The organism is Teichococcus coralli (assembly GCF_009829925.1).
Classification (GTDB): Bacteria; Pseudomonadota; Alphaproteobacteria; order Acetobacterales; family Acetobacteraceae; genus Pseudoroseomonas; species Pseudoroseomonas coralli.
Map to the genome: position 1 here is coordinate 117,754 of NZ_SNVJ01000005.1, position 26,902 is coordinate 144,655.

Below are 26,902 nucleotides of genomic sequence, written 5' to 3' on the forward strand. Positions count from 1 at the left end.
GGGAAAGGCAGGGCGGGAAGGGCAGGGCGGGCGCGCGTCCGGCAAGCCGGCGTGCCGCCCCGCCTCCCGCATCAGGCGGCCCGGAGCGCGGCCAGGAACTGCTCCATCCGGCCGCGCAGCCCTTCCGCCTGCTCGGCAAGCTTGCTGGAGGCGCCGCGCACATCCTGGGCGGCGCTGCCCGTGCGTTCCGCGTCCTCGCTGACGCCCGCCGCGTGGTGGGATGCCTCCTGCGTGCCGACGGCCGCCTGCGCCACCGCCGAACCGATCTCGCGCGTCGCTTCGGCCTGCTGCCCGGCGGCCTCGGCCACCACCGCCGTCGCCTCGTTCAGCGCCACGATCATCTGCGCGATGCCGCCGATCTCCTGCGCGGTGCGCTCCGTCTCGGCCTGCATGGCGGCGATCTGCTGGCTGATCTCGCCGGTGGCCCTGGCCGTCTGGCTGGCCAGGTTCTTCACCTCGCCGGCCACCACGGCGAAGCCCTTGCCGGCCTCGCCCGCCCGTGCCGCCTCGATGGTGGCGTTGAGCGCGAGCAGGTTGGTCTGGCTGGCGATGCCGGCGATGAGCTGCACCACATCGCCGATTCGCGCCGCCGCCTCGGAAAGCCCGCGCACCGTGCGGTCGGTCTGCTGCGCCGCCGCCGAGGCCTGCTCGGCCCGCGCCGCGCTGTCCCGCACCTGCCGGGCCACCTCGGCGATGCTGGCGGAAAGCTCTTCCGCCGCGGCGGCCACCGTCTGGACGTTGCCGCTGGCCCGTTCCGAGGCGCCGGCGACGAGATTCGCGCGGTCCTTCCCGCTGGCCGCGACCTTGGTCATGCCGCCGGCCGTGGCTTCCATTTCGGACGCGGCCGTCGCCACCATGCGCAGCATGCCGGCGGTTTCCTGTTCAAAGGACTTCAGCAAGGCATCCACACGCTGCGCGCGCTCGATCTGCTGCTGCTGAACCTGCCGCTGGTCCTCCGCCAGTTGCAGCCGCTCGGCCGAGCCCCGGCGCAGCGTTTCCACCGCCGCTGCCATGCTGCCGAGTTCATCGCGGCGGGCGCGATGCGGCACCTCCAGGTCAAGCTCGCCGCCGGCAATGCGGGTGACGGAGGCCGTGAGCGCCTGGACCGGGCGAACAATGCGCGACAGCAGCGTCAGAACCGAGGCCACCGCGGAAACGGCGACGGCCAGCGCCAGACCGAGGGCGGCCAGAAAGGCTGCCCGGGCGCGGTTCCAGGATGCCTCGGTCATCGCCATGGTCTCGTCCAGGGCGGCGTCGCGCAGCTTCAGGATCTCCGCCTGGGAGGCGACGGCCCATGGGCGGAACTCCGGCACGGTGGTGTTCCAGCCCGGGTCGCCGCCGGTGAGCGCAACGCGGCTCTTGCGGATCATCTCCTGCCAGCGGGCCTCGTTCGGCGCGCGTGTGGCGGCCTGCTCCTGCATGGCCGCCTGCAGCGCCGGCCGCTCGGGCATGGCGCGGATCAGTTGCTCCACCGTATCCCAGGCCTGCTCCATGCGGCCGGTCTGGCCCAGCACCGCCTCGAAGGCGGGGAGAGCGACCGGGCCGCCGCTGATCCAGGGGTAGAAGGCCGTGCTGCGGCGGCCCATGAAGTCGCGGTAGTCCATGACCGCGTTGGCCACGCTGATCAGGGCCGCAGCCTCGGGTGAAGCGGCGAAGACGCCGCGCCCCGCCTCGGCGGCCAGTTCGCTCAGCGCCTCCACGCCCTCGTTGCGCAAGGCGTGGGTACGCTTCGGCAGCTCCGGGTCCCGGGCGGCCAGGGGGCGCGCCAGCTCCTCCATGGTGCGTTGCCGCATGGGAAGGATTCGGGCCAGCATGTCCTCCGCGATGCGTGACTTGAAGCCGGCCTCGCGCGCAACGGCGGCGGCGGCGGCGAGCTGCCGGTCGGTCACCTCGGCGGACCGGCGCAGCGTTGCGACATCCGGGTTGTCGAGCCGGAGCTGGCTCGCGTAGGCGCCGACCTCGACGGCGATGGCCGACTGCGCGCGCTGGGAATCGCTCACGGTGCGGGCGGCCAGTCGCGCGGTGCCGCTCTGCTCCAGCTTGGACCAGGCACTCAGGGCCAGCCATCCCGTTGCAAGGGCGCCCGGCACGGCGGCGGCGCAGAAGCAGGCCAAGAAGAAGTTCCGGATGCGCACGGGCAGGCTCCTGTGAGGGTATCGCGCCGCGCAGTATCGGAGGGGAGGGTTAAGGCCCCTTTGCCAAGCCACCGGCGGCTTGGGGCTTGCCGTCACATCGCTTGCTTCGCGGCGGGATCCGTGGCAATTCCTGCGCCGCCGCCCGCGAGCCGGGCTCGAGGCGGCAAATCCGCACGCGGCGCGCCCTTCCGCCATTTCTGGCGAAAGGTCCGGTCTCCCGAGGGAGGTTCGGCGCCGCGGAGGCCGAACCGGACTGCATTCGAAGGAAGGACCGCCACCATGGCGATGCCGGAAGTTTCCCTGCGCCAGCTGCTTGAGGCCGGTGTCCACTTTGGCCACCACACCCGCCGCTGGAACCCCCGCATGGCGCCGTACATCTTCGGCGTGCGCAACCAGGTGCACATCCTGGATCTGCAGCAGACCGTGCCGATGATGGACCGCGCGCTGCGCACCATCCGTGACGTGGTGGCCGGCGGTGGCCGCGTGCTGTTCGTCGGCACCAAGAAGTCGGCGGCCGAGTATGTCGCCGAGGCGGCGACCCGCTGCGGCCAGTACTACGTCAACCACCGCTGGCTTGGCGGCATGCTGACCAACTGGAAGACCATTACCGGCTCCATCAAGCGCCTGAAGCAGATGGATGAGCAGCTCGGCGGCAACACCCAGGGCCTCACCAAGAAGGAAGTCCTGATGCTGACCCGCGAGCGCGAGAAGCTCGACCGCGCGCTGGGCGGCATCCGCGAGATGGGCGGCCTGCCGGACATCCTGTTCGTGATCGACGTGGTGAAGGAGCGCCTGGCGGTCGAGGAGGCCAACAAGCTCGGCATCCCGGTGGTCGCCGTGGTCGACTCCAACGCCGATCCCGAGGGCGTGGCCTTCCCGATCCCCGGCAATGACGACGCCATCCGCGCCATCAACCTGTACTGCGACATGGTCGCCGGCGCCGTGTTCGACGGCATCAGCGCCGAGCTGCAGGCCTCCGGCGTGGACATCGGCGCCTCCGAGGAGCTGGGCGCCGAGGACCTGCCGGCCGTCGAGGGCGTGGACCAGGAGAGCGTGGCCGGCGCCGTGGCCGAGGGCGAGTCGCTGGTCGGCGGTGCCGATGCGCCGGCCGAGCCGGCCACCCCGCAGTCCTGAGCAGAGCCGTCAGACAGGAGCAAACCCATGGCTGAGATCACCGCCGCGATGGTCCGCGACCTGCGCGAGAAGACCGGCGCGGGCATGATGGACTGCAAGAAGGCCCTGGTCGAGAACAACGGCGACGCCGAGGCCGCGGTCGATTGGCTGCGCAAGAAGGGTCTTGCCGCGGCTGCCAAGAAGTCCGGCCGCGTTGCCGCCGAGGGCCTGATCGGCACCGCCACCGGCCCCGAGGTCGGCGGCATGGTGGAGGTCAACGCCGAGACCGACTTCGTGGCCCGCAACGAGCTGTTCCAGAACTTCGTCGCCGAGGTGGCGGGGCTGGTCCTCGTCGTGGGCGATGACGTCGAGCAGCTGAAGGCGGCGACTTTCCCCGGCACCACCCATTCGGTGCAGGACGAGCTGACCCGGCTGATCGCCACCATCGGCGAGAACATGTCCATCCGCCGCGCCAAGCGCTTCACGGTGCCCTCCGGCGTGGTCGCCACCTATGTCCACTCGGCGGTGAAGCCGGGCCTGGGCAAGATCGGCGTGCTGGTGGCGCTCGAGGCGGCCTCGGAGATCGAGGCGCTGGAGACGCTGGGCCGCCAGATCGGCATGCATGTCGCCGCCGCCCGCCCGGAGGCGCTGGACATCAGCGCCGTGGACCCCTCCGCCCTTGAGCGCGAGAAGGCGGTGCTGACCGAGCAGGCCTCCACCTCTGGCAAGCCCCCCGCCATCATCGAGAAGATGGTCGAGGGCCGGGTGCGCAAGTACTACGAGGAAGTGGTGCTGCTGGAGCAGGTCTGGGTGCATGACGGCGAGAGCCGCGTGAAGGCCGTGGTGCAGAAGGCCGGCGCCAAGCTGGCCGGCTTTGCCCGGTTCCAGCTCGGCGAGGGCATCGAGAAGCAGTCCAGCGACTTCGCCGCCGAGGTCGCGGCTGCCGCCGGCACCGTCTGATCCGACCAGCCCCGGGCGGACGCTCCCGCGTCCGCCCGGGATCGCCTGCCGCATCGCCCGGGCGCCGGATTGCCGGCCGCATCCGCGAAGCGGCCGTTGACTTAGTCGTGGCCTTGTCGCGCCCAGATGCGGCCCGTATCGTGCCATGGCTCTCCTGACGCTTCCTGATCCCGGATCCCCGCCCATGCCAAGTCCGATCTACAAGCGCGCCCTGCTCAAGCTCTCGGGTGAGGCGCTCATGGGCTCCCGCGACTACGGGCTGGACACCAACACGGTCCGCGAGATCGCGCAGGACATCAAGGGGGTGGCCGAGCTCGGGGTCGAGGCCTGTGTGGTCGTGGGGGGCGGCAACATCTTCCGCGGCGTCGCCGGCGCCTCCGCCGGCATGGACCGCGCCCAGGCCGACAGCATGGGCATGCTGGCCACGGTGATGAACGCCCTGGCCCTGCAGAGCGCGCTGGAGAAGCTCGGCGTGCCGACCCGCGTGCAGTCGGCCATCCCGATGAGCAGCGTCTGCGAGCCCTTCATCCGCCGCCGCGCCCAGCGCCACATGGAGAAGGGACGGGTGGTGATCTTCGCCGCCGGCTCCGGCAACCCCTTCTTCACCACCGACACCGCCGCCGCGCTGCGGGCCGCCGAGATGAACTGCGACGTGCTGCTGAAGGGCACCCAGGTGGACGGCGTCTATTCCGCCGACCCGCGCAAGAACCCGCATGCCGAGCGCTACGTCACGCTGACCTATCTGGAGATGCTGGCCCGCGACCTTGCCGTGATGGACGCCGCCGCGATCAGCCTGGCGCGCGAGAACAAGCTGCCGATCATCGTCTTCAATATCCACGAGCCGGGCGCCTTCACCGCCGTGATGCAGGGCGAAGGCCGCTTCACCACGGTCGTGGATCAATAAGAAGGAAGCCCCGGTCATGGCCGCCCCAGCCGATCTGAACACGCTGAAACAGGACCTCTCGCGCCGCATGGATGGCGCCCTGGACTCGCTGAGGAAGGAGTTCTCGGGCCTGCGCACCGGGCGCGCCTCGCCGGCGCTGCTGGAGCCGATCCGGGTGGAGGTCTATGGCGCCGTGCAGCCGCTGGTGCAGGTGGCGAACATTTCCGTCTCTGGCCCCAGCATGCTTTCCGTGCAGGTTTGGGACCGCGGCGCCACCAAGGCGGTGGAGGTCGCCATCCGCGACTCCGGCCTCGGCCTGAACCCGCAGGCGGAGGGCCAGACCATCCGCGTGCCGCTGCCGCCGCTGACGCAGGAGCGACGCAACGACCTGGCCAAGCAGGCGGCGAAATATGCCGAGGCCGCCAAGGTGGCGGTGCGGGGCGTCCGCCGCGATGGCATGGACCAGATCAAGGGCTGGGAAAAGAAGTCCGAGATCGGCAAGGATGAGGCGAAGGACTGGTCCGACGAGGTGCAGAAGCTTACCGACCTGACCATCAAGAAGGTCGATGAGTTGCTCGCCGAGAAGGAAAAGGACATCAAGGCCGTCTGATCACCCCATGAGCGCCGCGTCCCTGAACCAGCCTCTTGCGGCGCTGCCGGATCTGGCGGCCCCTCCTGACGGCCCACTTCATATTGGCCTGATCATGGATGGCAACCGCCGCTGGGCGAAGGCCCGCGGCCTGCCGCGCGCCCTTGGCCACAAGGCCGGGGTGGAGGCGGTGCGCCGTGCCATCCAGGCCGCGGCCGATGCCGGCATCGGCTGGCTGACCCTTTTCGCCTTTTCCTCGGAGAACTGGCGCCGCTCGGCCGATGAGGTGCGCGACCTCACCGGCCTTTTGCGCATCTATCTCCGCCGCGAGGTCAACACGCTGGCCAGGAACGGCGTGCGCCTGCGCGTCATCGGCGAGCGGGACCGCTTCGGGCCGGAAACGGTGGCCGCCATCGAGGCGGCGGAGCAGGCCACCGCGCACAACACCAAGCTGAACCTGACCGTGGCGCTGTCCTATGGCGCGCGCGCCGAGATCGCCGCCGCGGCACGCGCCGTGGCCCAGGACGTCGCGGCCGGCCGCCTCGACCCGGCCAGCATCGACGAGGAGACGGTCAGCCGGCGCCTGGCCACGCATGGCATGCCGGACCCGGACCTGATCATCCGCACCTCCGGCGAGCAGCGGCTCTCGAACTTCCTGCTCTGGCAGGCCGCCTATGCCGAGTTCGTTTTCCTTGACGTCCTGTGGCCGGACTTCGACGCGACCCATCTGGGTCAGGCCCTGGTCGAGTACCGCCGCCGCGTCCGCCGCTTCGGGGTGGGCAGCGGCTGAGGATGGGAGCGCCTCCAGGCTCCGAAGCACCGTCGGCGAAGCGCTGGCGCGACCTGAAGAAGCGGGCCATCTCGGCGGCGGTGCTGGGGCCTGGCGCGCTGCTCTGTGCCTGGCTGGGCGCGCTGCCCTGGACGGCGCTGATGGCGCTGGCGGTGGCGCTGCTCTGCTGGGAATGGGTCCGGCTCTGCGGCTTGCGCAGCCGCGCCTGGCCGGGCGCCGCCCTGCCCGCCGTGGTGTTCGTGGCCTGCGCCCTGGCGGTCCTTGAACGGCCGGTGGCCGGGCTGGTGGTTCTCGGGCTGGGCTTCGCGGCCACCTGGGCGACCGTCCCGCGTCTGCATCGCGCCGCCGTGCCTCCCCCGCCGGCGAGCTGGCTTGCCCTGGGCGTGCTCTATATCGGCATCGCCGGCATCGCCCTGATCGAGCTGCGGCACGACAACGAGGCCGGGCGCGGTAACATCCTGTTTCTCTTCTTCGTGGTCTGGGCCAGTGATATCGGTGCCTACATGTTCGGGCGCCTGCTCGGCGGGCCCAAGCTGGCCCCCGCCATCTCCCCCGGAAAGACCTGGTCGGGCGCCATGGGCGGCCTAGTCTCCACCATGCTTGTCGGCTGGCTCGCCGCCGCCTGGCTGGCGCCGGGCACACCTTCGCTGGTGCGGGTGCTGGGCGTGGCGGCGCTGCTCGGCGTCGCCACCCAGCTCGGCGACCTGCTGGAAAGTGCGGTGAAGCGCCACTTCAAGGTGAAGGACAGTTCGATGTTGATTCCCGGCCATGGTGGCTTGCTGGACCGGCTGGACGGCCTGATGGCAGCGGCGCCGGTTGCCGCGCTGCTCGCCTTCGCCATCGGCTATGGGGTGCCCCTGTGGCACTAGGTCTGCCGGACCGGACGCGCCGCCTCACCATTCTCGGCAGCACGGGCTCGGTGGGCCGCAGCACCGTCGCGCTGCTTGATGCCACACCAGAGGGGAGCTTCGCCGTCGCCGCGCTGGTGGCAGGGCGTGACGCCGACGCCTTGGCCGAGCAGGCGCTGCGCTTGCGGCCGGACATCGCCGTCCTGGCTGACGAGGCCGCTGCGCCGCGGTTGCGGGATCGGCTGGCAGGCTCGGGGATAGCTTGGGCCTGCGGCCGGGACGCCGTGCTCGCCGCTGCCGCCATGCCGGCGGACTGGACCATGGCCGCCATCGTCGGTGCGGCCGGGCTGGAGCCGACCCTGGCGGCGCTGCGCAACGGCGGCACGCTGGCGCTGGCCAACAAGGAGTCGCTGGTCTGCGCCGGAGAGCTCGTGATGCGCGCCGTGCGCGAGGCCGGCGCGACGCTGCTGCCGGTGGATTCCGAGCACAACGCCATTTTCCAGACCCTGGACGCGCGCGACCCTGCGGCGGTGGAGCAGATCGTGCTCACCGCCTCCGGTGGGCCGTTCCGCGAGATGCCCCTGGAGCGCATGGCCCGTGTCACGCCCGAAGAGGCCGTGCGCCATCCCGTCTGGTCCATGGGCGCCAAGATCAGCGTCGACTCCGCCACCATGATGAACAAGGGCCTGGAGCTGATCGAGGCGGCGCGGCTTTTCCCGGTGCCGGAGCCGCGCATCGGTGTGCTCGTGCATCCCCAGTCGGCCGTGCATGGCATGGTGCAGTATGCCGATGGATCGCTGCTCGCCCAGCTCGGCACGCCGGACATGCGCACGCCCATCGCGCACGCCTTGGCCTGGCCGCGCCGCATGTCGGTGGACCTGCCGCGGCTCGACCTCGCGGCGCTGGCCCGGCTGGAGTTCCACGCGCCTGATATGAATCGTTTCCCCGCCTTGCGCCTCGCGCGCGAGGCCTTGCGGGCGGGGGCGGGGGCCACCACCATCTTGAATGCCGCGAACGAAGTGGCCGTCGGGCTGTTCCTGCAGCGGCGGCTCGGCTTCCTCGACATCGCCGCGGTGGTGGAGGAGACGCTGGCGGCGCTGGGCGCGCCGGACGTGCCCGACCTCGCCGCGGTGCTGGCGTTGGACGGCGCCGCGAGGCAGGATGCCTCGGCCCGCGCGGCACGCCGCGCGGCCTGAACACGCCCCGGTTCCCTGCTGCCCGCGGCGCAGGGACGGCCCGGGCAGGAGAACGCGATCTTGGACCTGTTGCCTGAGCCCTTCCGCTCGATCGTCGCTTTCATCGTGGTGCTGGGCGTGCTCGTCTTCATCCACGAGCTGGGCCATTACCTCGCGGCCCGCTGGCGCGGCGTGCATGTCGAGGTCTTCTCCATCGGCTTCGGCAAGCGCATCCATAGCTGGGTGGACCGGCACGGCACGGAGTGGCGGCTTTCATGGCTGCCGCTCGGCGGCTTCGTGAAGCTGCATGGCCAGGAAGGGCCGGCCGAGGCCGACCCGGAGGTGCGCGCCGCCTGGCGCGCCGGCTGGACCTTCCACGACAAGCCGGTGAGGGACCGGGCGATCGTTGTCGCCGCCGGGCCGATCGCCAATTTCCTGCTCGCCGCCGTCCTTTTCGCCGGCCTCTACATGACTGTGGGCCAGCCCCAGCCGACCGCCACGGTGGGCGCCGTGGTGGCGGGCAGCGCCGCGGAGCGGGCCGGACTGCAGCCGGGCGACCGGATCCTCAGCCTGGATGGCGCCCCGGTGACGCGCTTCGAGGAAATCCAGCGCCACGTTCAGCCGCGCGCCGGCCAGCCCGTCGAGATCCGCATCCAGCGGAGCGGCGCGGAGGAAAGTGTGCAGGCCACGCCGGAGGGGCGCGAAGCGAACGGCTCCACGGTGGGGGTGCTGGGCATTTCCGGCGGCGTGCCGGAGTTCACGCGGCTGAACCCGGTGAGCGCCGTCTGGGCCGGGGTCGAGCAGACCGCCAACGTCACCGTGCAGACGCTGGCTGGCCTGTGGCAGATGATCTCGCACCAGCGTGGCACCGAGGAGCTCGGCGGGCCGTTGCGCATCGCCCAGATCTCCGGCCAGGTGGCGCAGCTCGGCCTCGCCAGCCTGGTGTCCTTCATGGCGGTGCTGTCGGTGAACCTGGCGCTAATCAACCTCTTTCCGATTCCGGTGCTGGATGGCGGCCATCTGCTGTTCTACGCCGCCGAGGCCATCCGGGGCCGCCCGCTGCCGCCGCGCGCCATCGAGTACGGCTTCCGGGCCGGATTCGCCCTCCTCCTGGCGCTGTTCGTCTTCGCCACCTGGAACGACCTTTCCAGCCTGGGCGTGGTGCGCTGGGTGAGCGGGCTGGTCGGCTGACGCGGCGGGCGGCGTCTCGGTACTTCAATCGCAGCTTGCGCGCCACTCGCTAACAGACTGAAAAATTTCCTGATCCGCGAGATCGCCCCGCTCCCCCTCAGGGGGTGGCGGGGCGTCGCGTTCCCGGCTAGTCTCCGCCGCCCGAAGCCCCTGTTCGCGGGGGTTCCAAGGCCTTTCTCCTGGCCCCCATCAACCGGCCCCGGATCCGACCTTTGCACGCCACCCGCGCCCTTCTGCTCGCCGCCACCTGCCTCGTGCCCGTGCTGATGCCGCCCGAGGCCGTCGCACAGCCGCGCAACGCGCCGCGCCGCGCCGCCCAGCCCGCGCGGCAGCCCGCGGGGCCGGTGGTCAGCCAGATCGAGGTGCAGGGCAACCAGCGCATCGAGGCCGATACCGTCCGGTCCTACATGCTGCTCCAGCCCGGCGACGCCTACGATGATGCGCGCGCCGACCGCAGTCTGCGCACCCTCTTCGCGACCGGCCTGTTCAAGGACGTGCGGATCAGCCGCCAGGGCGACCGCGTGATCGTGCAGGTCCAGGAGAACCCGATCGTCAACCAGGTGGCCTTCGAGGGGAACAGCAAGCTCTCGGACGACACGCTGCGGCCCGAGATCCAGCTCCGCCCACGCGCCGTCTTCACCCCTGCCGCGGCCCAGGCCGACCGGCAGCGCCTGCTGGAGCTCTATGCGCGCCGCGGCCGCTTCGCCGCCCGGGTCGAGCCGAAGATCATCGAGCGCGACCAGAACCGGGTGGACGTCGTCTTCGAGGTCACGGAGGGCGATGCCGCGCTGATCAGCCGGATCAACTTCGTCGGCAACGAGAATTACTCCGACAGCCGGCTGAAGGAGGTCGTCGCTTCCAAGGAGGCGGCCTGGTACCGCCCCTTCAGCTCCGCCGATACCTATGAGCCGGAGCGGCTGAACTTCGACCGGGAGCTGCTGCGGCGCTTCTACCTGCGCGAGGGCTTCGCCGACGTGAGCATCACCGGCGGCGCCGCTGAGCTGGCGCCGGACCGCAGCGGCTTCTTCGTGACCTACACGATCAACGAGGGGCCGCGCTACCGTGTCGGCGACGTCGAGATCAAGTCCAGCCTCCGCAATGTCGGCCCGGAGCGGCTGCGGCGGGTCATGGAGATCTACAAGGGCGACTGGTACGACGGCGATGCCATCGAGCGCACGACCGAGGCGCTGACCGACGAGGCGAACCTTGCCGGCGCCCCCTTTGTCGAGGTCGAGCCAAAGATCACGCGCGATCGCGAGAAGCACCTCGTCAACATCGTCTTCGACGTGCACGAGGGAAGCCGCGCCTATGTCGAGCGCATCGACATCACCGGCAACACCCGCACGCAGGACCGGGTGATCCGCCGCGAGTTCCGTCTTGCCGAAGGCGACGCCTTCAATGCCGCGCAGTTGCGCCGGTCGCGCCAGCGCATCCGTGACCTCGGCTTCTTCAACGACGTGCAGGTCAATCCGGTGCCCGGCTCGGCGCCCGACCGGGTGGTGCTGAACACCCAGGTTTCCGAGCGCGCCACCGGCGAGATCTCGCTGGGCGGCGGCTACTCGACCGATGCGGGCGCCCTGGCCGATTTCGGCCTGCGCGAGCGCAACATCGTCGGTACCGGCGTGGATGCGCGGTTCAACACCACCATCGCGCAGCGCCGCAGCCAGGTGGACATCTCGGTCACCGATCCGGCCTTCCTCGACCGCAACCTCTCGGTTGGCGCCGATGTGTTCTACATCGTGCGCGACCTGACGGATTACTCGGGCTTCGAGGAGCGCCGCGCCGGCTTCAGCCTGCGCGCCGGCTACGAGTTCAACGAGCGCCTGCGCCAGTCCTGGGCCTATACGCTGTCGCGCCGCAACGTGTTCAACGTGGACAGTGACGCGAGCCGCTACATCCAGGAGCAGAAGGGCGTCACCGTCCTGTCGCAGATCGGCCAGACGCTGACCTACGACACGCGCGATTCCCGCCTCGACCCGCACAGCGGCTATGTGGTGCGCCTGGGCACCGACCTCGCCGGCCTTGGCGGCGATGTCAGCTACGTCCGCATGCGGCTGGACGGCACCTACTACATTCCCTTCGAGCGCTGGCTCGGCAATCCCGACTACGTGCTCGCGATCTCGGCCGGCGCAGGTCACCTCGTGACCTACGGCGGCAAGGATGAGCGGATCATCGACCGCTTCTTCCTGGGCGGCGAGAACCTGCGCGGCTTCGCCGTGGCCGGTGCCGGCCCGCACGACACCTCCACGGGGGATTCGCTCGGCGGCCGCACCATCTGGACGCAAAGCACGGAGATGCGCTTCCCGCTCCCCGGCGTGCCGTCCGAACTCGGCCTGCTCGGCCGCGCCTTCGTGGATGTCGGCTCGCTGAGCGGGTCCGTGGACGACCCGGTGGTCGCCGACGATGCCTCGCCCCGCGTCGGCGCCGGCGTCGGCATCTCCTGGCGCAGCCCCTTCGGGCTGATCAACATCGACCTGGCGCAGGCCGTGGTGAAGAAGCCCTACGACGACACGCAGGTCTTCCGCTTCGGCTTCGGCACGCGCTTCTGAGTTTCCGTACGGAGTTTACCCAAATGGCCCGACGCGCTTCCACCGCGCTTGCGGCGGTCCTGCTGTCTTCCGCGCTGATCCCGGGAGGGGCGGCGTTCGCGCAGCAGCAGGAATGGTTCGTTCCCAACCAGCAGTCCGGGCAGCCGCAGCGTCCCGCGCCGCAGCGCCAGGCTCCGCCGCAGCGGGCAGTGCAGCCCAACCCGGCCCCGCTGCCGGCCGGCGAGCAGCCGCCGGCCGCCGTTATCGGCATTGTTGACGTGCCGGCGGTGCAGCGGGACTCCACCGCTTTCAACCAGGTGCGGGAGGAGATCGAGAAGCGGCGCCAGAAGCTGAACGACGACCTGCAGCGCGAGCAGGCCCGCTGGCGCGAGGAGCAGCAGGCGCTGGCGAACCAGCGCAGCGGCCTCTCCCCGGAGGATCTGCGTGCGAAGGAGCGCGACCTGCAGGAGCGCGTGACCGACGCCCAGCGCGTCTTCCGCGACCGCTCGCGCGACATCGAGCAGGCGGCGCAGCAGGCGCTACAGCAGATCGAGCAGGCGCTGGCGGTGGTGATCCGGCAGGTCGCGGCCAGCCGCAAGGTGAACCTCGTGCTGCCGCGTCCGCTGGTGATCTACAACGAGCCGCCCTTCGACCTCTCGCAGGAGGTCTCGACGCAGCTCAACAAGGTACTGAAGTCGGTCAAGGTCGCGGCGGAGGAGAACACGGCGCCGACACCGGCGCCGGCCGCCAGCCGTCCCGCCCAGGGCCAGCAGCAGAAGCGGAACTGAGGCCGTGGCCGCCGACCCGCGCTTCCATCCGGCCGCCGGTCCTTTCGCGCTTGCGCAGGTGGCCGAGGCGGGGGCGGCGCAGCTCCGCGGCGATGGCGAGCGGCGCTTCCGCGACGTGGCGCCGCTGGACGCCGCGGGACCGGAAGAGGTCGCCTTTCTCGATGGGCGCCGCAACCTGAAGGCCATGCAGGCCAGCCGTGCCGGTGCCGTGGTGCTGCGGCCGGAATTCGCCGAGGCGGTGCCGGAAGGCTGCGCGGCGTTGGTGAGCCCGGCGCCCCCCCTGGCCTTCGCGCGCATCGCCGCGCTGTTCCACCCGGCGCCCCTGCTGGTGCCGGGCATCCACCCCACCGCCAGCGTGGCGCCCGACGCGGTGCTTGGCGAAGGCAGCGAAGTCGGCCCTTATGCCGTTGTCGGTGCCGGCGCGGTCCTGGGCGCCCGCGCCTATGTCGGTCCGCACGCCGTTGTCGGCTCCGGCTGCGTCTTCGGCGACGATGCCCGCATTCATGCTCATGCCAGCGCGATCTGCTGCCTCGCGGGGCACCGGGTCACCCTGCATCATGGTGCGCGGGTCGGGCAGGAGGGCTTCGGCTTCGCGCCCACGCCGGAGGGCCGCTTCGTCACCATTCCACAGCTCGGACGGGTGGTGCTCGGCGACGAGGTGGAGATCGGCGCCAACGCCTGCGTGGACCGCGGCGCGCTCGGCGACACCGTGCTGGGGGCGGGCACCCGGCTCGACAACCTGGTGCAGATCGGTCACAACGTTGTCACGGGCCGCGGCTGCGTGATTGTTGCACAGGTCGGCATCTCTGGCTCGACGCGCCTGGGCGACCACGTGACCATTGCCGGCCAGGCGGGGCTGACGGGCCATCTGAACATCGGCTCCCGGGCGCGGATCGGTGCCCAGGCCGGAGTGCAGAGCGACATCCCCCCCGGCCAGGATGTGACGGGATCGCCGGCCATGCCGGTCAAGGATGCCTTGCGAGCGGCACTCTACCTGCGGAAAGTGGGCGCCCGCCGGGCGGCGGAAGCCGGTTCCTTGCAGGACCGCGCAGATCAGAAGGGGCCGCCCGGCGGGCGGTCGGGACAGACGGACTAAACGCACATGGACCAGCAAGAACAGACCGGCTCCGATCCGGCGGCGAAGCAGAGTCTGGAGGTTTGCGACATCGCCCGCATCATGCGGGCGATTCCGCACCGCTACCCGTTCCTGATGGTCGACCGCGTGGTCGAAATGGCGCTCGGCGAGAGCGCGATCGGCATCAAGAACGTCACCATCAACGAAAACTACTTCCAAGGGCACTTCCCGGCGCATCCAGTGATGCCGGGCGTGCTGATCATCGAGGCCATGGCGCAAACCGCCGCCGTTCTGGTGGTCGAGACGCTGGGGCCAAGCGCCCAGGGCAAGCTGGTCTATTTCATGAGCGTCGAGAACGCCAAGTTCCGTCGCCCGGTCGGCCCTGGCGACCAGCTGCGCATCCATATCCAGAAGGAGCGCTCGCGAGGGAACGTCTGGAAATTCAATGCCTTGGCCCGAGTCGATGGCGTCGTGGTGGCCGAGGCCAGCTACGCCGCGATGATCCTGGACCGCTGATCGGAATACGTGTGAGCGTGACGCAGACAGAGCGCGGAATTCACCCTTCCGCCGAGATCCACCCCACCGCCATCGTCGCGCCCGGCGCGGCCATCGGGCCCGGCTGCCGTATCGGGCCGTTCTGCATCATCGGCGCCGAGGTGACGCTGGGCGAGGGCGTGGTGCTCGACTCCCATGTCTCCGTGGACGGGATCGCCGAGATCGGCGCGGGCGTGCGTGTCAGCCCCTTCGCCACCATCGGGCATTTGCCGCAGGACCTGAAGTACAAGGGCCAGCCGACCCGCGTGGTGGTCGGCGCCGGCACCATGGTGCGCGAGCATGCCACCATCCATCGGGGCAGCGTGGGCGGCCACGGCGTGACGACGGTCGGGCCGGACTGCCTGATCATGGTCAACGCCCATGTCGGGCATGACTGCACGCTGGACCACCACGTCATCCTGGCGAACAACGTCATGCTCGGCGGGCATGTGGCGATCGCCGACACCGTTTTCGTCGGCGGCGGCGCGGCGATCCACCAGTTCGTCCGCATCGGCCGGCAGGTGGTGGTCGGCGGCATGAGCGGCGTCGAGGCGGATGTCATTCCCTTCGGTGCCGTGATGGGCAACCGTGCCCGGCTGACCGGCCTGAACCTGATCGGCCTGAAGCGCCGCGGCTTCCCGCGCAGCCAGATCGGCACCCTGCGCGCCGCCTACCGCAGCCTGTTCCGCACCGCGGGCGCCTTCCAGGGCCGGGTGGAAGCCACCGAGGCCGCTTTCGGCGAGGACCCGGTGGTGCGCGAGATCCTGGCCTTCATCCGCGCCGACAGCCATCGCGGCCTCTGCCGCGCGGGCCGCGAGATGCTGGAGGATGAGGACGCCGAGGCCGAGGCCTGAGGCCATGGGTGCGCCGCTCGGCATGATCGTCGGCGGCGGGCTGCTGCCGCAGCGGGCGGCCGCTGCCGCGGCGGCCGCCGGCCGGATGCCGCATGTCGTGATCCTGGAAGGCTTCGGGAATCCCGCCGACTACGCCGGCTACCCGCACATCGTCTGCCGCCTTGGCGCCGGCGGTCAGATGCTGGAATGGCTGCGCGGCTCCGGCGCGCGCGACCTGGTGCTCGCCGGCAGGGTGACCCGGCCGAGCTTTTTCGCTCTGCGGCCTGATGCCGGCGCGGCGCGGCTGCTGCCGCGCATCGGGGTCAAGGCCTTCGGCGGCGACGACTCCCTGCTTCAGGCGGTGCTCGGCGTGCTGCGGGAGGAAGGCTTCAACCCGATGCCGGCGCAGGACGTGATGCGGGAGCTGCTGGTGGCCGAGCCCGCCGCCTTGACCTCCCTCCTTCCCGACGAGGCGGCACGCCAGGACATCCGCCGCGGCATTGCCGTGGTGCGGGCGCTGGGCGCCGCCGATATCGGCCAGTGCACGGTGGTGCAGCAGGGGCTGGTGCTGGCGGTGGAAGCCATCGAGGGCACCGATGCCATGCTTGCCCGCGCCGGGTCACTGCGCCGCGAGGGACCGGGCGGCGTGCTGGTGAAGATCCTGAAGCCGGGGCAGGATCGCCGCGTTGATCTGCCGACCATTGGGCCGGACACCGTGGCCGGTGCCGCCGCAGCTGGGCTGCGTGGCATTGCCATCGAGGCGAACGGCACCATCGTGGTGGATCGGGCGGCGACCGTCGCGGCGGCCGAGGCGGCGGGCCTGTTCCTGATCGCCCTCGACCCGGCCGCGCTGGTCTGGTCTGAACCGCATTCCTGACGGAGGAGAACCGCGCATGAGCAGCTTCCTGCATACCATGATCCGCGTCGGCAACCTGGAGCGGAGCGTTGATTTCTACACCCGCCTGCTGGGCATGAAGGAACTTCGCCGCAACGACGTGCCCGAGGGCAAGTACACCCTGGCCTTCGTCGGCTTTGCGCCGGAGAGCACCGGCGCCGGGGTCATCGAGCTGACCTACAACTACGGCACCGAGACGTACGATCTGGGCAATGCCTTCGGCCACCTCGCCATCGGCGTTCCCGACATCTACGGCACCTGCGAGAAGCTGCGCGCGGAGGGCGTGAAGATCACGCGCGAGCCGGGCCCGGTGAAGTTCGGCACCACGGTGATCGCCTTCATCGAGGATCCGGACGGCTACAAGATCGAGCTGATCGAGCGCAAGTCGGCCGAGGCCGGCACGCGCGGCTGAGGCCCGCCAGGCGGGGAGAGGGCGCAGGCGCGCGCTCCCCGCTCAGGCTTCCTCGATGAGAGCGCAGGCGGTGTGGCAGAGCAGCCCGTCCGGCGCTTCCAGGGCCTCCAGCGCACCCGCCTCATCAAGTCCTGGCAGCGGCAGCAACGGCCCCACGCCGCCCTCCTTCTGCCGCAGCATGTGGAGGGCGCGCGAGGAGCGTTGCCGCTCCGGCGGTTCCGTCTCGCCGAAGGCAAGGGCGAGCGGCTTCCGGACGACCGGCAGGCGCAGGGGCGAAAGCGCCTCCACCTCCAGCGGGCTCAGCTCCAGCCGCTCCTCGACGGGCGCCAGGTCGTAGAGGCCCGAGATGCCCAGCCCCGCCGCGACGCGCGGATGGTCCAGCAGCAGCGCCGCCAGCAGGGCGCCCGCGCCCCAGCCGCAGACCAGCACCGGGCCGGCGACGCCATGCAGCGGCCCCTGCGTGTTGAGCCAGTCGAGGGCCCGGTGCAGCTCGCGGACGATACGGGTGAGGCTGGCGCCCGGCACCGGGCTGTGGCCCGGCAGTGCGGCCGCCCAGCCATGCGCGAGCAGCCCTCGCGCCAGCGTGCCCCAGGTACGGTGGCCACCAGCGCCCCAGGGGCCTCCGGGCAGCAGCACGAGGCAAGGTGCCACCGGGCTGACGGCCGGAAAGAGGTCCCACAGCCGATGCTCGCCGGAGGCGTAGGGCAGGTCCAGCTTGCCGGGCCTTGCGATGCGCAGCGCGGCGGAGTCCGCGGCCCACTGGGCAGTGCGCTCGGCGGCGGAGCGCGCGACCACACGGCGGATCAGGGCTGATGCCGGCCGCCCCTGCGGCGTGCCAGCCGGCGTGGCGCTCATGCCGCGCTCACCGGACGGTTGCGGGAGAATACGGAGTTCTTCCAGTAGGGCGTGCGCGGCATGCGGGAGGCTCCGGCTGGCAGGTCACCCCAGGAGCTCTGCAACCTCCGTGCCGCGCGGAGGGAACGCCTGTTCAGCTTGCCGGAGCGACCATCAGCGGCGTCAGCGCTGCCTTTAAACTGGGCGGCACCGGCTGGGTGCGGCTCTGTGTCGCGGCATCCACATGCACGTGGATGAAGTGCCCTTCGGCGCAGGCGGTGTCCTGGCCCGGCCGGAAGATGCCGATCTCGTAGCGGACCGAGCTGTTGCCGATATGGGCGACCCGCAGGCCGGCCGTCAGCACGTCGGGAAAGTAGGCGGGTGCGTGGTGGCGGCAGAGCGTCTCGACCACCACGCCGAACACCTCGCCGTTGCGCATGTCGAGGCCGCCTGTCGCGTTCAGGAAATGCGCGACCAGCGTGTCGAAATAGGTGTAGTAGACCGCGTTGTTGACGTGGCCGAAGCTGTCCTGGTCGCCCCAGCGGGTCGGAATCTCCAGAAAGAAGCGGTAATCGGCCCGGTGGGGGATGGTCTTGCCCATGGGGATGGGGGCCTCCTGCTTTTGCTGTGACGCTTTTCTCACGTGCGGCCGTAAAACAACGCCCGGCATGTCGGCCAGGGCTTCGCCCGGGCGCCGCGCTTTTGTATAGGTTATGTATCCCTGGCGAACAGGATGCCTCCCGGCAGCGGAACGCTGCCAGACGGGCGACCCGCCGCGCCGGAAGCCTCTCACGCCGCCCCCAGGCCAGGATCGCCACCGCAGCCGATGTCAGCCCCCGCCGCCAATCCCCGCCTTGAGCCATTCCGGCTGCGCGGTGCCAATTTCAACCTGCTTGTGCTTCGGCTTCTCGATCCACGGCCTGAGGTGATCATTCCCGCGCTGGCCGATCAGTTCCGCCGGGCGCCGGGCTTCCTCCGCTTCGCGCCGCTGGTGATCGGGCTGGATGATCTCGCGGTGGCGCCGCATGAGGTGGATTTCGCCGCCCTCGCCGCCGAGCTGCGTCGCATCGAGATCACGCCCATCGGCACGGTGGGCGGCACGCCGGAGCTTCGCGGCGCCGCGCAGGGCGCCGGCCTGCCGCCGCTGCGCCCGGCCGGCGGCAGCAAGGAAGAGGACGTCGCCCTGGCCGCGCCCGTGGCCACGCCAGCGGCGCCCGCCGCCGCGCCGCAGGAACCCGTCGCTCCGCCGCTGCCCCCCGGCACTGCCCGTCCGACCATGGTGATCGACCATGCGGTGCGCGCGGGCCAGCGCATCTGGGCGCAGGGCGCGGACCTGATCGTCAACGGAACGGTGAATCCCGGCGCCGAGGTCATTGCGGACGGCAACCTGCACGTCTACGGCGCCCTGCGGGGGCGAGCCATCGCCGGCGGCGCGGAGAACACCGAGGCGCGCATCTTCGCGCTGAATTTCGAGCCGGAGCTGGTTTCCATCGCGGGCTACTACGCGGTACGGGAAGGCTTGACGGACGCCCCGATCGGCAAGGCCGTGCAGGTCCGGCTGATCGGCGAAAATATGCGATTCGACCGGCTGGGCTGACTGGGCTGCCTGCCGGCACAAAGGAGAGACTCATGGCGCAAGTGATCGTGGTGACGTCCGGCAAGGGAGGGGTCGGCAAGACCACAAGCTCCGCCGCCTTCGCCACCGGTCTCGCCCAGAGCGGCAAGAAGACGGTGGTGATCGATTTCGACGTCGGCCTGCGCAACCTCGACCTCATCATGGGGGTCGAGCGGCGCGTGGTGTTCGACATCGTCAACGTCATCACCGGCGAGGCGAAGCTCAACCAGGCGCTGATCCGCGACAAGCGGGTGGACACTCTCTCCATCCTTCCCGCCAGCCAGACGCGCGACAAGGACGCGCTGACCAAGGAAGGCGTCTCGACGATCATCGACGAGTTGTCGAAGGACTTCGATTACATCGTCTGCGACAGCCCGGCGGGCATCGAGAAGGGCGCGCTGCTGGCGCTCTACTTCGCGGACCAGGCCGTCATCGTCACGAATCCGGAAGTCTCCTCGGTGCGCGACAGCGATCGCATCCTGGGCGTCCTGCAGTCGCGCTCCAAGCGCGCGGAGGAGAAGCGCGACCCGGTCAAGGAGCACCTGATCGTCACCCGCTACGATCCCAACCGGGTCGAGAGGGGCGAGATGCTCAAGCTGGAGGACATCCGCGAGATCCTGGCGATCCCGCTGCTCGGGGTCATTCCGGAGAGCGAGAGCGTGCTGAAGGCCTCGAACACGGGCAATCCCGTGATTTTGGACGAGGTATCCAACGCCGGACTGGCCTACAAGGACGCCGTCGCGCGATTCCTGGGCGAGGAGCGGCCGCACCGCTTCCTTGAGCCCGAGAAGAGGGGCTTCCTGTCGCGCCTGTTCGGGGGGAGGGCCGCATGAGTTGGCTCGACGTCTTTCGCGGCGCCCGCAAGCCGCCGCCAAGTGCGGGCGCCGCCAAGGAGCGGCTGCAGATCGTGCTGGCGCATGAGCGCATCAGCCGCACCGGCACCGATTTCCTGCCGCGGTTGCAGCGCGAGCTGATCGAGGTCGTGGCGCGCTATGTCGCCATTGATCCGAAGGCGGTGAACGTCTCGCTCGACCGTGGCGGCGACATGAGCACCCTCGCCATAGAGGTCGAGCTGCCCGGGCCGGAGAAGGTGGTTATCACGCCGGGCATCAAGACCGACACCAGCCCCGCCTGAGGGCGGGGCGCGCCGCCGGCCGCCGCATAGCCCCGCCTTCCGAGAAGGGCGGGGCGGATGCCTCAGCGCGAGGCGGAAAGCTCGGTTTCGAGCGCCTTGATCTTGGCGGTCAGCGACTGCCGCAGGGATGCGGCGGCATGCGGCTTCAGCGCCGCCAGCGCCTCCTTCAGGTCGCGCAACTGCCGCTTCTTCTCCTCCGTCGAGCGGGAGATGGGGCGGCTGCCGGAAAGCTGTCCGTCAAAAGCACGCATGGTGGCAAGTCCTTCGGATGCCCCGCCGGCCACGAGGATGGGCCGGCACGGGAGGGTAGAATCGGGGTGGGTCAGAGACCGTTCAGCTTGCGGAGCAGGCTGAGGAGGGTGGTGCGCTCCTGCTCCGAGAGCGGCGACACCATGCGGCCCTCGTAGTCGTCCACTGAAGCCTTGAGGGAAGGCAGCAAGGCCGTTCCCTCGGGGCTCAGTCGCAGCGCCTGGGTGCGGCGGTCGCCGCTGACCGGCTGGCGTTCCACCAACTGCCGCTCGGTCAGGCGCTGCATCGCCGGGCTGAGGGTGGACTTGTCCAGCGCCGCCGCCTGGGCGAGCTGGCCAAGGGTAATGCCGGGATTGGCCTCCACCAGGCAGAGCAGCGCGAACTCGCTGGCGGTGACGCCCCTTCCCGAGGTGGCCTCCGCGAAGCCAGCCTGCATGCGGCCATGCGCACGGCGCAGCAGATGCCCCAGCAGCCCCGGCAGGGGGCCGAGGTCGATCGGCTCCTGCCTTGCTCGCACCGCGTCCATCGGAGCAGCCTAGCGCACAAAGCGGCGGTGCGGAACCATGCTGCCATGCACCGCCGAAGAGGCGCGGCTCCCCGTCAGTACTCGAACTCGTAGGAGAGCCCGACCCGCTCGCCGACCTCGCCGCCCGTGCTGCTTTCCAGCTTCAGGCGCGGCGTCAGCTCCACCTCGACCCCGACACGGGGACCGCCCTTGGTCCCCTGCTCGACGCCCACGTAGACGCCGTCGCCGATATAGCCGCCGGCCTCCAGCGAAGGGTTGGCGGCGTTGCTGTTGTTGCCCGAGCCGCTGTCGGAGTCGCTGGCGCTGCCCACGCCCAGCCGGTCAAGCCCCAGCTTGTCGGCGATCCGGCCGAAGAAGCCGCGCGACCCGCCTGGACCGAGGCCGGCGAGGCTGGCGGCACCGCCGGCCAGCTGCGCGATTTCGAAGGGTGAAAGCTTGTTCAGCGGCCGGTTGAAAAGCAGCCGTGCCAGGATCTCGTCCTGCGGCATTTCCGGCGAGGAGCTGAAGGTGATCTTCGGATCGTTCGCCGGACCGGAAATCGAGAGGGTGATGCTCACGCCCTGCGCCGAGGTCGTCGCGTTGAAGTCCAGCCGCGGCGTCAGCGTGCCGTCGAAGGTCAGGCTGCCCGAGTTGAAGCTCAGCCGGCGGTCGAGCAACTGGAACGTGCCACGGCGGAGGGTGAAGGCCCCTTCCGGTTGCGGACTGGCGGCGGTTCCGCCAACGGTCAGCGAGCCGCCCAGCTCGGCATCCAGCCCACGGCCGCGCACCAGGATCGATTGCGGCGCCTCCACCTTGACGTTCAGCGCGATCGGCGGGGCCGCCGGGCCCGGCGCGACGGGCTTTGGCGCCGCCGCCCCGCGTTCGCGGACGTCGCCCAATGTGGGCACGCCGCCGCCCGGCAGGCTTTGCGGGATGGAGATCGCCACACGCTGCAGCCGCACCGTGCCGCCAAGGGCCGGGCTGGTCTGGAGCGGCCCGGTGAAGCGCAGGTCCGCATCCATCAGCGCGGTGACAAGCTCGCTCTGCAGGGGCGTGGCGTCGCGGGCGGTGATGTCGATCTGCGCCGGAATGCCGGGAGCGAAGGGCTCGGCATAGCCCTGCATGGCGATGCGGCCGCTGCCGGCGCGCGCGACGAGGTTCTCCAGCAGCACCCGCTCCCCCTCCGCGCGCAGGCGGCCGGTGATGTTGGTCAGCCGCAGGCCATAGATGGGGTTGCGCACCTCGCCATTGGCCAGCGTGACGCCGCCGTTCAGCTTCGGCGCGCCCAGCGTTCCGGAGGCGCCTCCGTCGATGGTGATCCGGCCGGCCACCTGGTTGGCGCTGCCGCCGAGGGTAGGCGAGGCGAGCGGCTGCAGGTTCGCCTGCCCGGTGACCCGCGCGGAAAGCGGCGCGGTGGCGCCTGGGCCCTGCGGCAGGGTGGCCTCGGCGTCGAGCGTCATGACCTTGCCCATGCGCAGCGCGGCATTCGCGCGGACGGCTCCGCTGCCGGCCCGATGGGCTTCGACGCGCAGCGTGGCGGCCGGCCAGCCCGTCGCCCAATCGGCTCCGGTGCGCAGGTTGGTGCCGTTCAGCGTGGCGTTCACCTCCGGCGCCGAGACCGGGCCGGTGATCCGCGCCTCGCCGACAACGGTGCCGGAGAGCGGCGGCTGCGGGGCGAACTGGTTGACCACGGAGGCCGGCAGGGCAGCCAGCGCGACGCGGATGTCGGCGGTGTCCGGACCCCAGCGGCCGCTGATGGTGAAATCACCCGCCGGCTGCGCCACCAGGCGCATGCCGGGGATCTCAATGGCCCCATTGGGCAGCCGCCGGACCGTGGCGGGCTGGGCCAGCCGCACGCCCATCCCGCCCTGCTGCGCGGTGAAGGCGGCGATGTCGAGCCGCATCCCCTGCTCGGTCTGCGCGAACTGCCCACGGCCCTGGACGTTCGCCTGCGGCAAGTCGGCCTTCACGTTCCAGTCAAGCGCCGCGTTGCTGCCCTTGAGGTTGGCATCCACGGAATAGGGCTGCCCGGCGAGCTGGAAGTTGCGGGTGGCGGCATGGGCGTCCACCAGCTGCCGCCCGTCGGGTGCGGTGTTCAGCTTCGCCTCGACCCGCAAGCCGCCCGCGACCGGCTGACCGATCAGCCCGGCAAGCGGCGCCAGGTTCTCCGCCGCAACGTTCAGGTTGCCGTCGAAGCGGATCGTGGCGGTGTTGAACGCGCCCTCGGCCGTGGCCTGGGCGGGGCCGAAATTGGCCTGCGCCTCCGTCAGGCGCACGAGGTCGCCATCCCGTGCCGCGTGCAGGGCCACCGAAACCGGCTGGCCCTCGGCCTGCGCGGTGAGCCGTAGGGTGCCGGCCATGCCGCTGACCGAAGGCAACTCGGCGCTCAGGTCCAGCGCTTCGATGCGTCGCTCGGCGGCCACCAGGCCAGGACTCTGCAGATGGGCCGCGATGGCCGGATCAGCGACGGGACCGGTGACACGCGCTTCCAGCGTGGCGGGCCCGGAAAGCTCGGGGCGGACCACCTGCAACTCGGGCACCGTCAGCTTCGCCTGGAGGTCGAGCTGGTCCCAGCCGGTGCCGCTGGCCTCCAGGGTGGCGCCGCGGCCGCGCACGGTGAGGGAATCGATGCGGAAGGCGGTGCCGGCATACTCGACGACCGGCTCGGGGCCGAGCACGCCGGCCAGCGGGTCCGGCCCGGTCAGCCCGTGCGGACGCAGCGTCGCCTCGATCTGTTCGCCGTTCGCGACGCGGGCGTTCAGGTCCACCCCTTCCCAGCCCACGATCTGCGGCACCAGCGAGCCGAGCGCGTCGGAGGAGGCCAGATGCGCCTCGGCTTCCAGCAGGTCCATGTTGCCCTTGGCGATCACCTCGCCGGCGGGGGCGGTGAGGTGCAGCCGGTTGAGGACGGGCTGCTTGTTGGCAAGGACGCCGCCCTCGAACGCGAAATCCAGGCTGGCGACCGGCGGCGGCGCCAGCGGGGTCGGCGCGTCGAGATGGCCCTGAAGGGTCAGCGAGCCGCTGCCATCCGGCGCCATGGCCAGCCTGCCATCGGCCTTGAACCCGGCCTGGCCACCGAAATCGGCGATGGCGCGGAGGTCGGCGCCGCTGGGCGGGCCTTCCAGGTGCAGCGAAAGCTGAGCCGGAGCGTCCGGGATGCGGAGCGCCGTGGCAAGCACGCCCTGCGGCGGTTCGCTCGCCTGGAGATCCACCAGAAGCTGCTGTTTCGGGTCCATCCGGAGCTTAAGGCTGAGCTGTCCGTCGGCCTCCAGCCGCTGCGCCGTCAGGTCGGCGGTCAGCGCCGCGTCGGTCAGGCTGGCGGTGCCGTTCAGCGAAAGGGCGAAGCCGGGCTTGGCCCCGTGCTCCTCCACCGTCGCGGCAACCAGTTCGCGCGGGATCTCGATCCGGGCGACGGAGAGCTTCTCCACGAAAAGATCGACCGGCAGGTTCGGCAGGCTGGGCAGCAGCGACTGGTTCTGCTGGTCGGGCGGCGGCGGCGGGGGCTGCTCGCCGCTCGATTCCGGCAGGCGCAGCAGGGCAATGCGGGCTGCCGTCAGTTCGGAAATGCGGAGGTCGCGCCGCAGCAGCGCCATCAGCCCGAAGTTGAGGCGGACATCATCCAGTTCCAGCCAGGGACCCTTGGCGTCGGCCATGGTCAGGCGGGTGAAGCTGATCGCGCCGGGAACCGGGCGGAGACCTTCGATCTGCAGGCCGGGCACGAAGCGCTTCAGCAGGCTGACCACCATGCGGCCCGCGGCACCGGAGATCAGTCCCGGCTCAGGCGCGGCTTCCACGGACGTCGCCTTGTCCTCGGGCGCGGCGCCGGCCTCCAGCACCGGCAGACCGAGGCCGAGGATCAGGCCGAGCACGAGGAACCCGCGAAAAACACGCCGCATCAGAAAGCCTGCCCGATACCAACATAGAAGCCGAAGGCGGCGTCGCCGCGCTCCTTGTTCAGCGGAACGGCGAAATCGGCACGGATGGGGCCGATGCCGGTGAGATAGCGCACGCCCAGGCCGGCGCCGAACTTCATGTTGCTGAAGTCGGGCGTCTGGTCCTGCGTGACGGAGCCGGCATCCACGAAGGCCGCCATCCCCCAGGGACCGCTGACCCGCTGCCGCAATTCCACCGTGCCTTCCACCAGGGAGAGGCCGCCGGCCGGCTCGTCGAGCCTCGTCCGGGGGCCGATGGACTGGTAGTCGTAGCCGCGCACCGAACCGCCGCCGCCCGCGTAGAAGCGCTTGTCCGGCGGCACGCCCTCGAAGGAGGCGCCGACAATGCTGCCCACCGCGCCGCGCAGCGCGAGGATGCTGCCCTTGTCACCGGTGAAGTCGTAGTAGGTGCTGACCTCGCCGCGCAGTCGGGTGAAGACGTTGCCCTGGCCAATGCTGTAGATCGGGTTCACCAGGAGAGCGGCGCGCAGGCCGCGGCTCGGGTTGAGCGGGCTGTCCACATCGCTCCAGGTCAGCTGCCCAAGCAGGCCGATGAGCTGGTAGTTGGTCGTCACGTCGTCCTGCGTCACCCGGCTGAACTCCACCTGGGGACCGAAGGTGAAAGTCAGCCGCTTCGACACCTTGCGCTCCACCAGCGCGCCGAAGACGAAGGCATCGCGGTCATAGGCGTCGAGCCGTTCGCGGATGCCGGCGACATCGAGCGTGAGCGTCTGGTTGCGGCCGGCGAACCATGGCGTGCGCAGGCTGGCGGCCAGCTTGCCGCCGGTATCGCTGGTGTCCCCGGTCGTGCCGAGGCGGTTGATCTCCGCCTCCAGCCGCAGCCGCTCGGCCCCGCCGAACAGGTTGCGGTGCTCCCAGTATGTGCTGAAGGTCGGGCCGTAGCGGGTCTCATAGGCGGCGGTGAAGCCGAGGGCGTGCAGCGGCCGTTCCAGCACGGTGTAGGTGAGGGGCAGGCGCCCCTCCTCGTTCAGCCGGTCCGCCGCGCGGCTGCGCACCGTGCTGAACACCCCGAGGCTGAGCAGGTCCTGCCGCTTCTTCTCGATTTCCTCCTCGCTGTAGATCTCGCCTTCCAGCGGCTGAACGACGCGGCTGACCAAATCGCTGTCGGTGCGTTCCTCCCCGGTGACGGTGGGGCGGGCGAAGCGGGCCTGCGGGCCGGCATCGAGGGTGAAGGCCACCTGCATGGTGTGGCTGTCATGGTCCACCGTGACGCGCCGGCTGACGTCCACGAAGGGATGGCCGGCATCCTTCAGGCGGGAGGTGATCTTGTTCTGCGCGTCGATGATGGGCTGGGCGCGGGCGGGGCTACCCTTCTCCAGCTCCACCGGGCCGGCCTGTTCCGCCGAGACGCCGCCCGGCTTGGTGTCCAGCGTGATCGAATCGATGTGGTACTGCGGCCCGTGCTCCACCGTAATGGCGACCGGGATGGGACCCTCGCGGCCGGCCAGCCGGTCGGCGAGGCCAGGCGTGTTCGGCGGCTCACCGGCAACGGTGATGCTGGCGGTGCCGCTGTAGTAGCCCTCGGAGCGCAAGGCGTCGCGCATGTTGTCGCGGTCGGCAAGCGCGCGGCTGACCAGGCCGAAAGCGTCCACCGGGGCCCGCTCGCGCAGTTGCTCGAGCGCCGAGGCGCGGCGAATCGCCTCGTCCAGTGAATCATCGCCCGTCTCGGGAAGATCGACCTCGTATTCCACGGTGGGCGCGGCTTCGGTCTCCCCGCCGGCCTCCGGCTGCGCCCGGGGCGCGCCCTGCGCGGCGGCAGGCGGCAGCAGGACGTGCGGCAGCGCCGCCAGCAGAGTGGCCGTGAGCGCAGCCCAGGGGAGGTGAGGTTTGAGGCGCATCGTCTTACGGGCTATGCCTTCTCG

At 70.7% G+C, this 26,902-nt stretch carries 25 protein-coding genes; 18 read left to right on the top strand and 7 right to left on the bottom strand.

Going from position 1 to position 26,902, the window contains the following annotated elements; translation table 11 throughout:
* Nucleotides 1-71: 71 nt before the first annotated feature.
* On the bottom strand, nucleotides 72-2,135 hold the full coding sequence (locus E0493_RS23860) for a methyl-accepting chemotaxis protein (protein ID WP_160936336.1): 2,064 nt from the start codon (nucleotides 2,133-2,135) through the stop codon (nucleotides 72-74).
* A gap of 279 nt (nucleotides 2,136-2,414) precedes the next feature.
* On the opposite strand from E0493_RS23860, the gene rpsB reads away from it, so the two are divergent.
* The 15 genes from rpsB (at nucleotide 2,415) to gloA (ending at nucleotide 16,749) form a co-directional block, all read left to right on the top strand.
* On the top strand, nucleotides 2,415-3,269 hold the full coding sequence (gene rpsB, locus E0493_RS07625; protein WP_160936337.1) for a 30S ribosomal protein S2: 855 nt from the start codon (nucleotides 2,415-2,417) through the stop codon (nucleotides 3,267-3,269).
* Nucleotides 3,270-3,296: 27 nt separating this feature from the next.
* Nucleotides 3,297-4,208 carry a translation elongation factor Ts gene (gene tsf / locus E0493_RS07630; RefSeq protein WP_160936338.1) on the top strand — a complete coding sequence of 304 codons (912 nt, stop codon included), beginning with the start codon at nucleotides 3,297-3,299 and terminating at the stop codon, nucleotides 4,206-4,208.
* Nucleotides 4,209-4,392: 184 nt separating this feature from the next.
* Nucleotides 4,393-5,112 carry a UMP kinase gene (pyrH, locus tag E0493_RS07635; RefSeq protein ID WP_160936339.1) on the top strand — a complete coding sequence of 240 codons (720 nt, stop codon included), beginning with the start codon at nucleotides 4,393-4,395 and terminating at the stop codon, nucleotides 5,110-5,112.
* Nucleotides 5,113-5,128: 16 nt separating this feature from the next.
* Nucleotides 5,129-5,701 carry a ribosome recycling factor gene (gene frr, locus E0493_RS07640; protein WP_160936340.1) on the top strand — a complete coding sequence of 191 codons (573 nt, stop codon included), beginning with the start codon at nucleotides 5,129-5,131 and terminating at the stop codon, nucleotides 5,699-5,701.
* A 7-nt stretch (nucleotides 5,702-5,708) separates the two neighbouring features.
* Nucleotides 5,709-6,470: an isoprenyl transferase gene (locus tag E0493_RS07645; protein ID WP_160936341.1), complete on the top strand. Its 762-nt coding sequence runs from the start codon at nucleotides 5,709-5,711 to the stop codon at nucleotides 6,468-6,470.
* Between the two features lie 2 nt (nucleotides 6,471-6,472).
* Nucleotides 6,473-7,339, top strand: a complete 867-nt coding sequence (locus E0493_RS07650) for a phosphatidate cytidylyltransferase (protein WP_160936342.1) — start codon at nucleotides 6,473-6,475, stop codon at nucleotides 7,337-7,339.
* Complete coding sequence (dxr, locus tag E0493_RS07655; protein ID WP_367614467.1) at nucleotides 7,330-8,514, top strand: 1-deoxy-D-xylulose-5-phosphate reductoisomerase; 1,185 nt, start codon at nucleotides 7,330-7,332, stop codon at nucleotides 8,512-8,514. The genes E0493_RS07650 and dxr overlap by 10 nt, the downstream gene beginning before the upstream one ends.
* Before the next feature lie 60 nt (nucleotides 8,515-8,574).
* On the top strand, nucleotides 8,575-9,684 hold the full coding sequence (rseP, locus tag E0493_RS07660) for an RIP metalloprotease RseP (RefSeq protein WP_408888607.1): 1,110 nt from the start codon (nucleotides 8,575-8,577) through the stop codon (nucleotides 9,682-9,684).
* Nucleotides 9,685-9,896: 212 nt separating this feature from the next.
* On the top strand, nucleotides 9,897-12,233 hold the full coding sequence (bamA, locus tag E0493_RS07665; RefSeq protein ID WP_160936343.1) for an outer membrane protein assembly factor BamA: 2,337 nt from the start codon (nucleotides 9,897-9,899) through the stop codon (nucleotides 12,231-12,233).
* A gap of 23 nt (nucleotides 12,234-12,256) precedes the next feature.
* A complete protein-coding gene (locus tag E0493_RS07670) occupies nucleotides 12,257-13,000 on the top strand; it encodes an OmpH family outer membrane protein (RefSeq protein ID WP_160936344.1) in 744 nt (247 codons plus the stop codon).
* Nucleotides 13,001-13,004: 4 nt separating this feature from the next.
* Nucleotides 13,005-14,096: a UDP-3-O-(3-hydroxymyristoyl)glucosamine N-acyltransferase gene (gene lpxD, locus E0493_RS07675; RefSeq protein ID WP_160936345.1), complete on the top strand. Its 1,092-nt coding sequence runs from the start codon at nucleotides 13,005-13,007 to the stop codon at nucleotides 14,094-14,096.
* 6 nt (nucleotides 14,097-14,102) lie between these two features.
* Nucleotides 14,103-14,591: a 3-hydroxyacyl-ACP dehydratase FabZ gene (fabZ, locus tag E0493_RS07680; RefSeq protein WP_160936346.1), complete on the top strand. Its 489-nt coding sequence runs from the start codon at nucleotides 14,103-14,105 to the stop codon at nucleotides 14,589-14,591.
* A 17-nt stretch (nucleotides 14,592-14,608) separates the two neighbouring features.
* Nucleotides 14,609-15,463, top strand: coding sequence for an acyl-ACP--UDP-N-acetylglucosamine O-acyltransferase (gene lpxA, locus E0493_RS07685; protein ID WP_367614468.1), 855 nt, complete (start codon nucleotides 14,609-14,611; stop codon nucleotides 15,461-15,463).
* A gap of 4 nt (nucleotides 15,464-15,467) precedes the next feature.
* Complete coding sequence (locus E0493_RS07690; protein ID WP_160936347.1) at nucleotides 15,468-16,319, top strand: LpxI family protein; 852 nt, start codon at nucleotides 15,468-15,470, stop codon at nucleotides 16,317-16,319.
* Nucleotides 16,320-16,335: 16 nt separating this feature from the next.
* Nucleotides 16,336-16,749, top strand: coding sequence for a lactoylglutathione lyase (gene gloA / locus E0493_RS07695; protein WP_160936348.1), 414 nt, complete (start codon nucleotides 16,336-16,338; stop codon nucleotides 16,747-16,749).
* 42 nt (nucleotides 16,750-16,791) lie between these two features.
* Here the strand turns inward: gloA and E0493_RS07700 are convergent, their stop codons facing one another.
* Both E0493_RS07700 and E0493_RS07705 read right to left on the bottom strand, forming a co-directional pair.
* Nucleotides 16,792-17,604 carry an alpha/beta hydrolase family protein gene (locus E0493_RS07700; protein ID WP_160936349.1) on the bottom strand — a complete coding sequence of 271 codons (813 nt, stop codon included), beginning with the start codon at nucleotides 17,602-17,604 and terminating at the stop codon, nucleotides 16,792-16,794.
* 133 nt (nucleotides 17,605-17,737) lie between these two features.
* A complete protein-coding gene (locus E0493_RS07705) occupies nucleotides 17,738-18,184 on the bottom strand; it encodes an acyl-CoA thioesterase (protein WP_160936350.1) in 447 nt (148 codons plus the stop codon).
* 225 nt (nucleotides 18,185-18,409) lie between these two features.
* On the opposite strand from E0493_RS07705, the gene minC reads away from it, so the two are divergent.
* The 3 genes from minC to minE are packed head-to-tail and all read left to right on the top strand — an operon-like array spanning nucleotide 18,410 to nucleotide 20,333.
* The gene (minC, locus tag E0493_RS07710) at nucleotides 18,410-19,180 is read left to right on the top strand and encodes a septum site-determining protein MinC (protein WP_160936351.1); all 771 of its coding nucleotides are present in this window, start codon (nucleotides 18,410-18,412) and stop codon (nucleotides 19,178-19,180) included.
* Nucleotides 19,181-19,212: 32 nt separating this feature from the next.
* On the top strand, nucleotides 19,213-20,031 hold the full coding sequence (minD, locus tag E0493_RS07715) for a septum site-determining protein MinD (protein ID WP_160936352.1): 819 nt from the start codon (nucleotides 19,213-19,215) through the stop codon (nucleotides 20,029-20,031).
* Nucleotides 20,028-20,333, top strand: a complete 306-nt coding sequence (gene minE / locus E0493_RS07720; protein ID WP_160936353.1) for a cell division topological specificity factor MinE — start codon at nucleotides 20,028-20,030, stop codon at nucleotides 20,331-20,333. Before minD ends, minE begins: the two co-directional genes overlap by 4 nt.
* Before the next feature lie 62 nt (nucleotides 20,334-20,395).
* Here the strand turns inward: minE and E0493_RS07725 are convergent, their stop codons facing one another.
* The 4 genes from E0493_RS07725 to E0493_RS07740 all read right to left on the bottom strand — a co-directional run bounded on the left by E0493_RS07725 (nucleotide 20,396) and on the right by E0493_RS07740 (nucleotide 26,878).
* The gene (locus tag E0493_RS07725) at nucleotides 20,396-20,584 is read right to left on the bottom strand and encodes a hypothetical protein (RefSeq protein ID WP_160936354.1); all 189 of its coding nucleotides are present in this window, start codon (nucleotides 20,582-20,584) and stop codon (nucleotides 20,396-20,398) included.
* A 71-nt stretch (nucleotides 20,585-20,655) separates the two neighbouring features.
* A complete protein-coding gene (locus tag E0493_RS07730; RefSeq protein WP_160936355.1) occupies nucleotides 20,656-21,108 on the bottom strand; it encodes a MarR family winged helix-turn-helix transcriptional regulator in 453 nt (150 codons plus the stop codon).
* A 74-nt stretch (nucleotides 21,109-21,182) separates the two neighbouring features.
* Entirely contained in the window at nucleotides 21,183-24,983 is a 3,801-nt protein-coding gene (locus E0493_RS07735) for a translocation/assembly module TamB domain-containing protein (RefSeq protein ID WP_160936356.1), read from the bottom strand.
* Nucleotides 24,983-26,878, bottom strand: a complete 1,896-nt coding sequence (locus E0493_RS07740; protein WP_160936357.1) for an autotransporter assembly complex protein TamA — start codon at nucleotides 26,876-26,878, stop codon at nucleotides 24,983-24,985. The genes E0493_RS07735 and E0493_RS07740 overlap by 1 nt, the downstream gene beginning before the upstream one ends.
* Nucleotides 26,879-26,902: the final 24 nt, after the last annotated feature.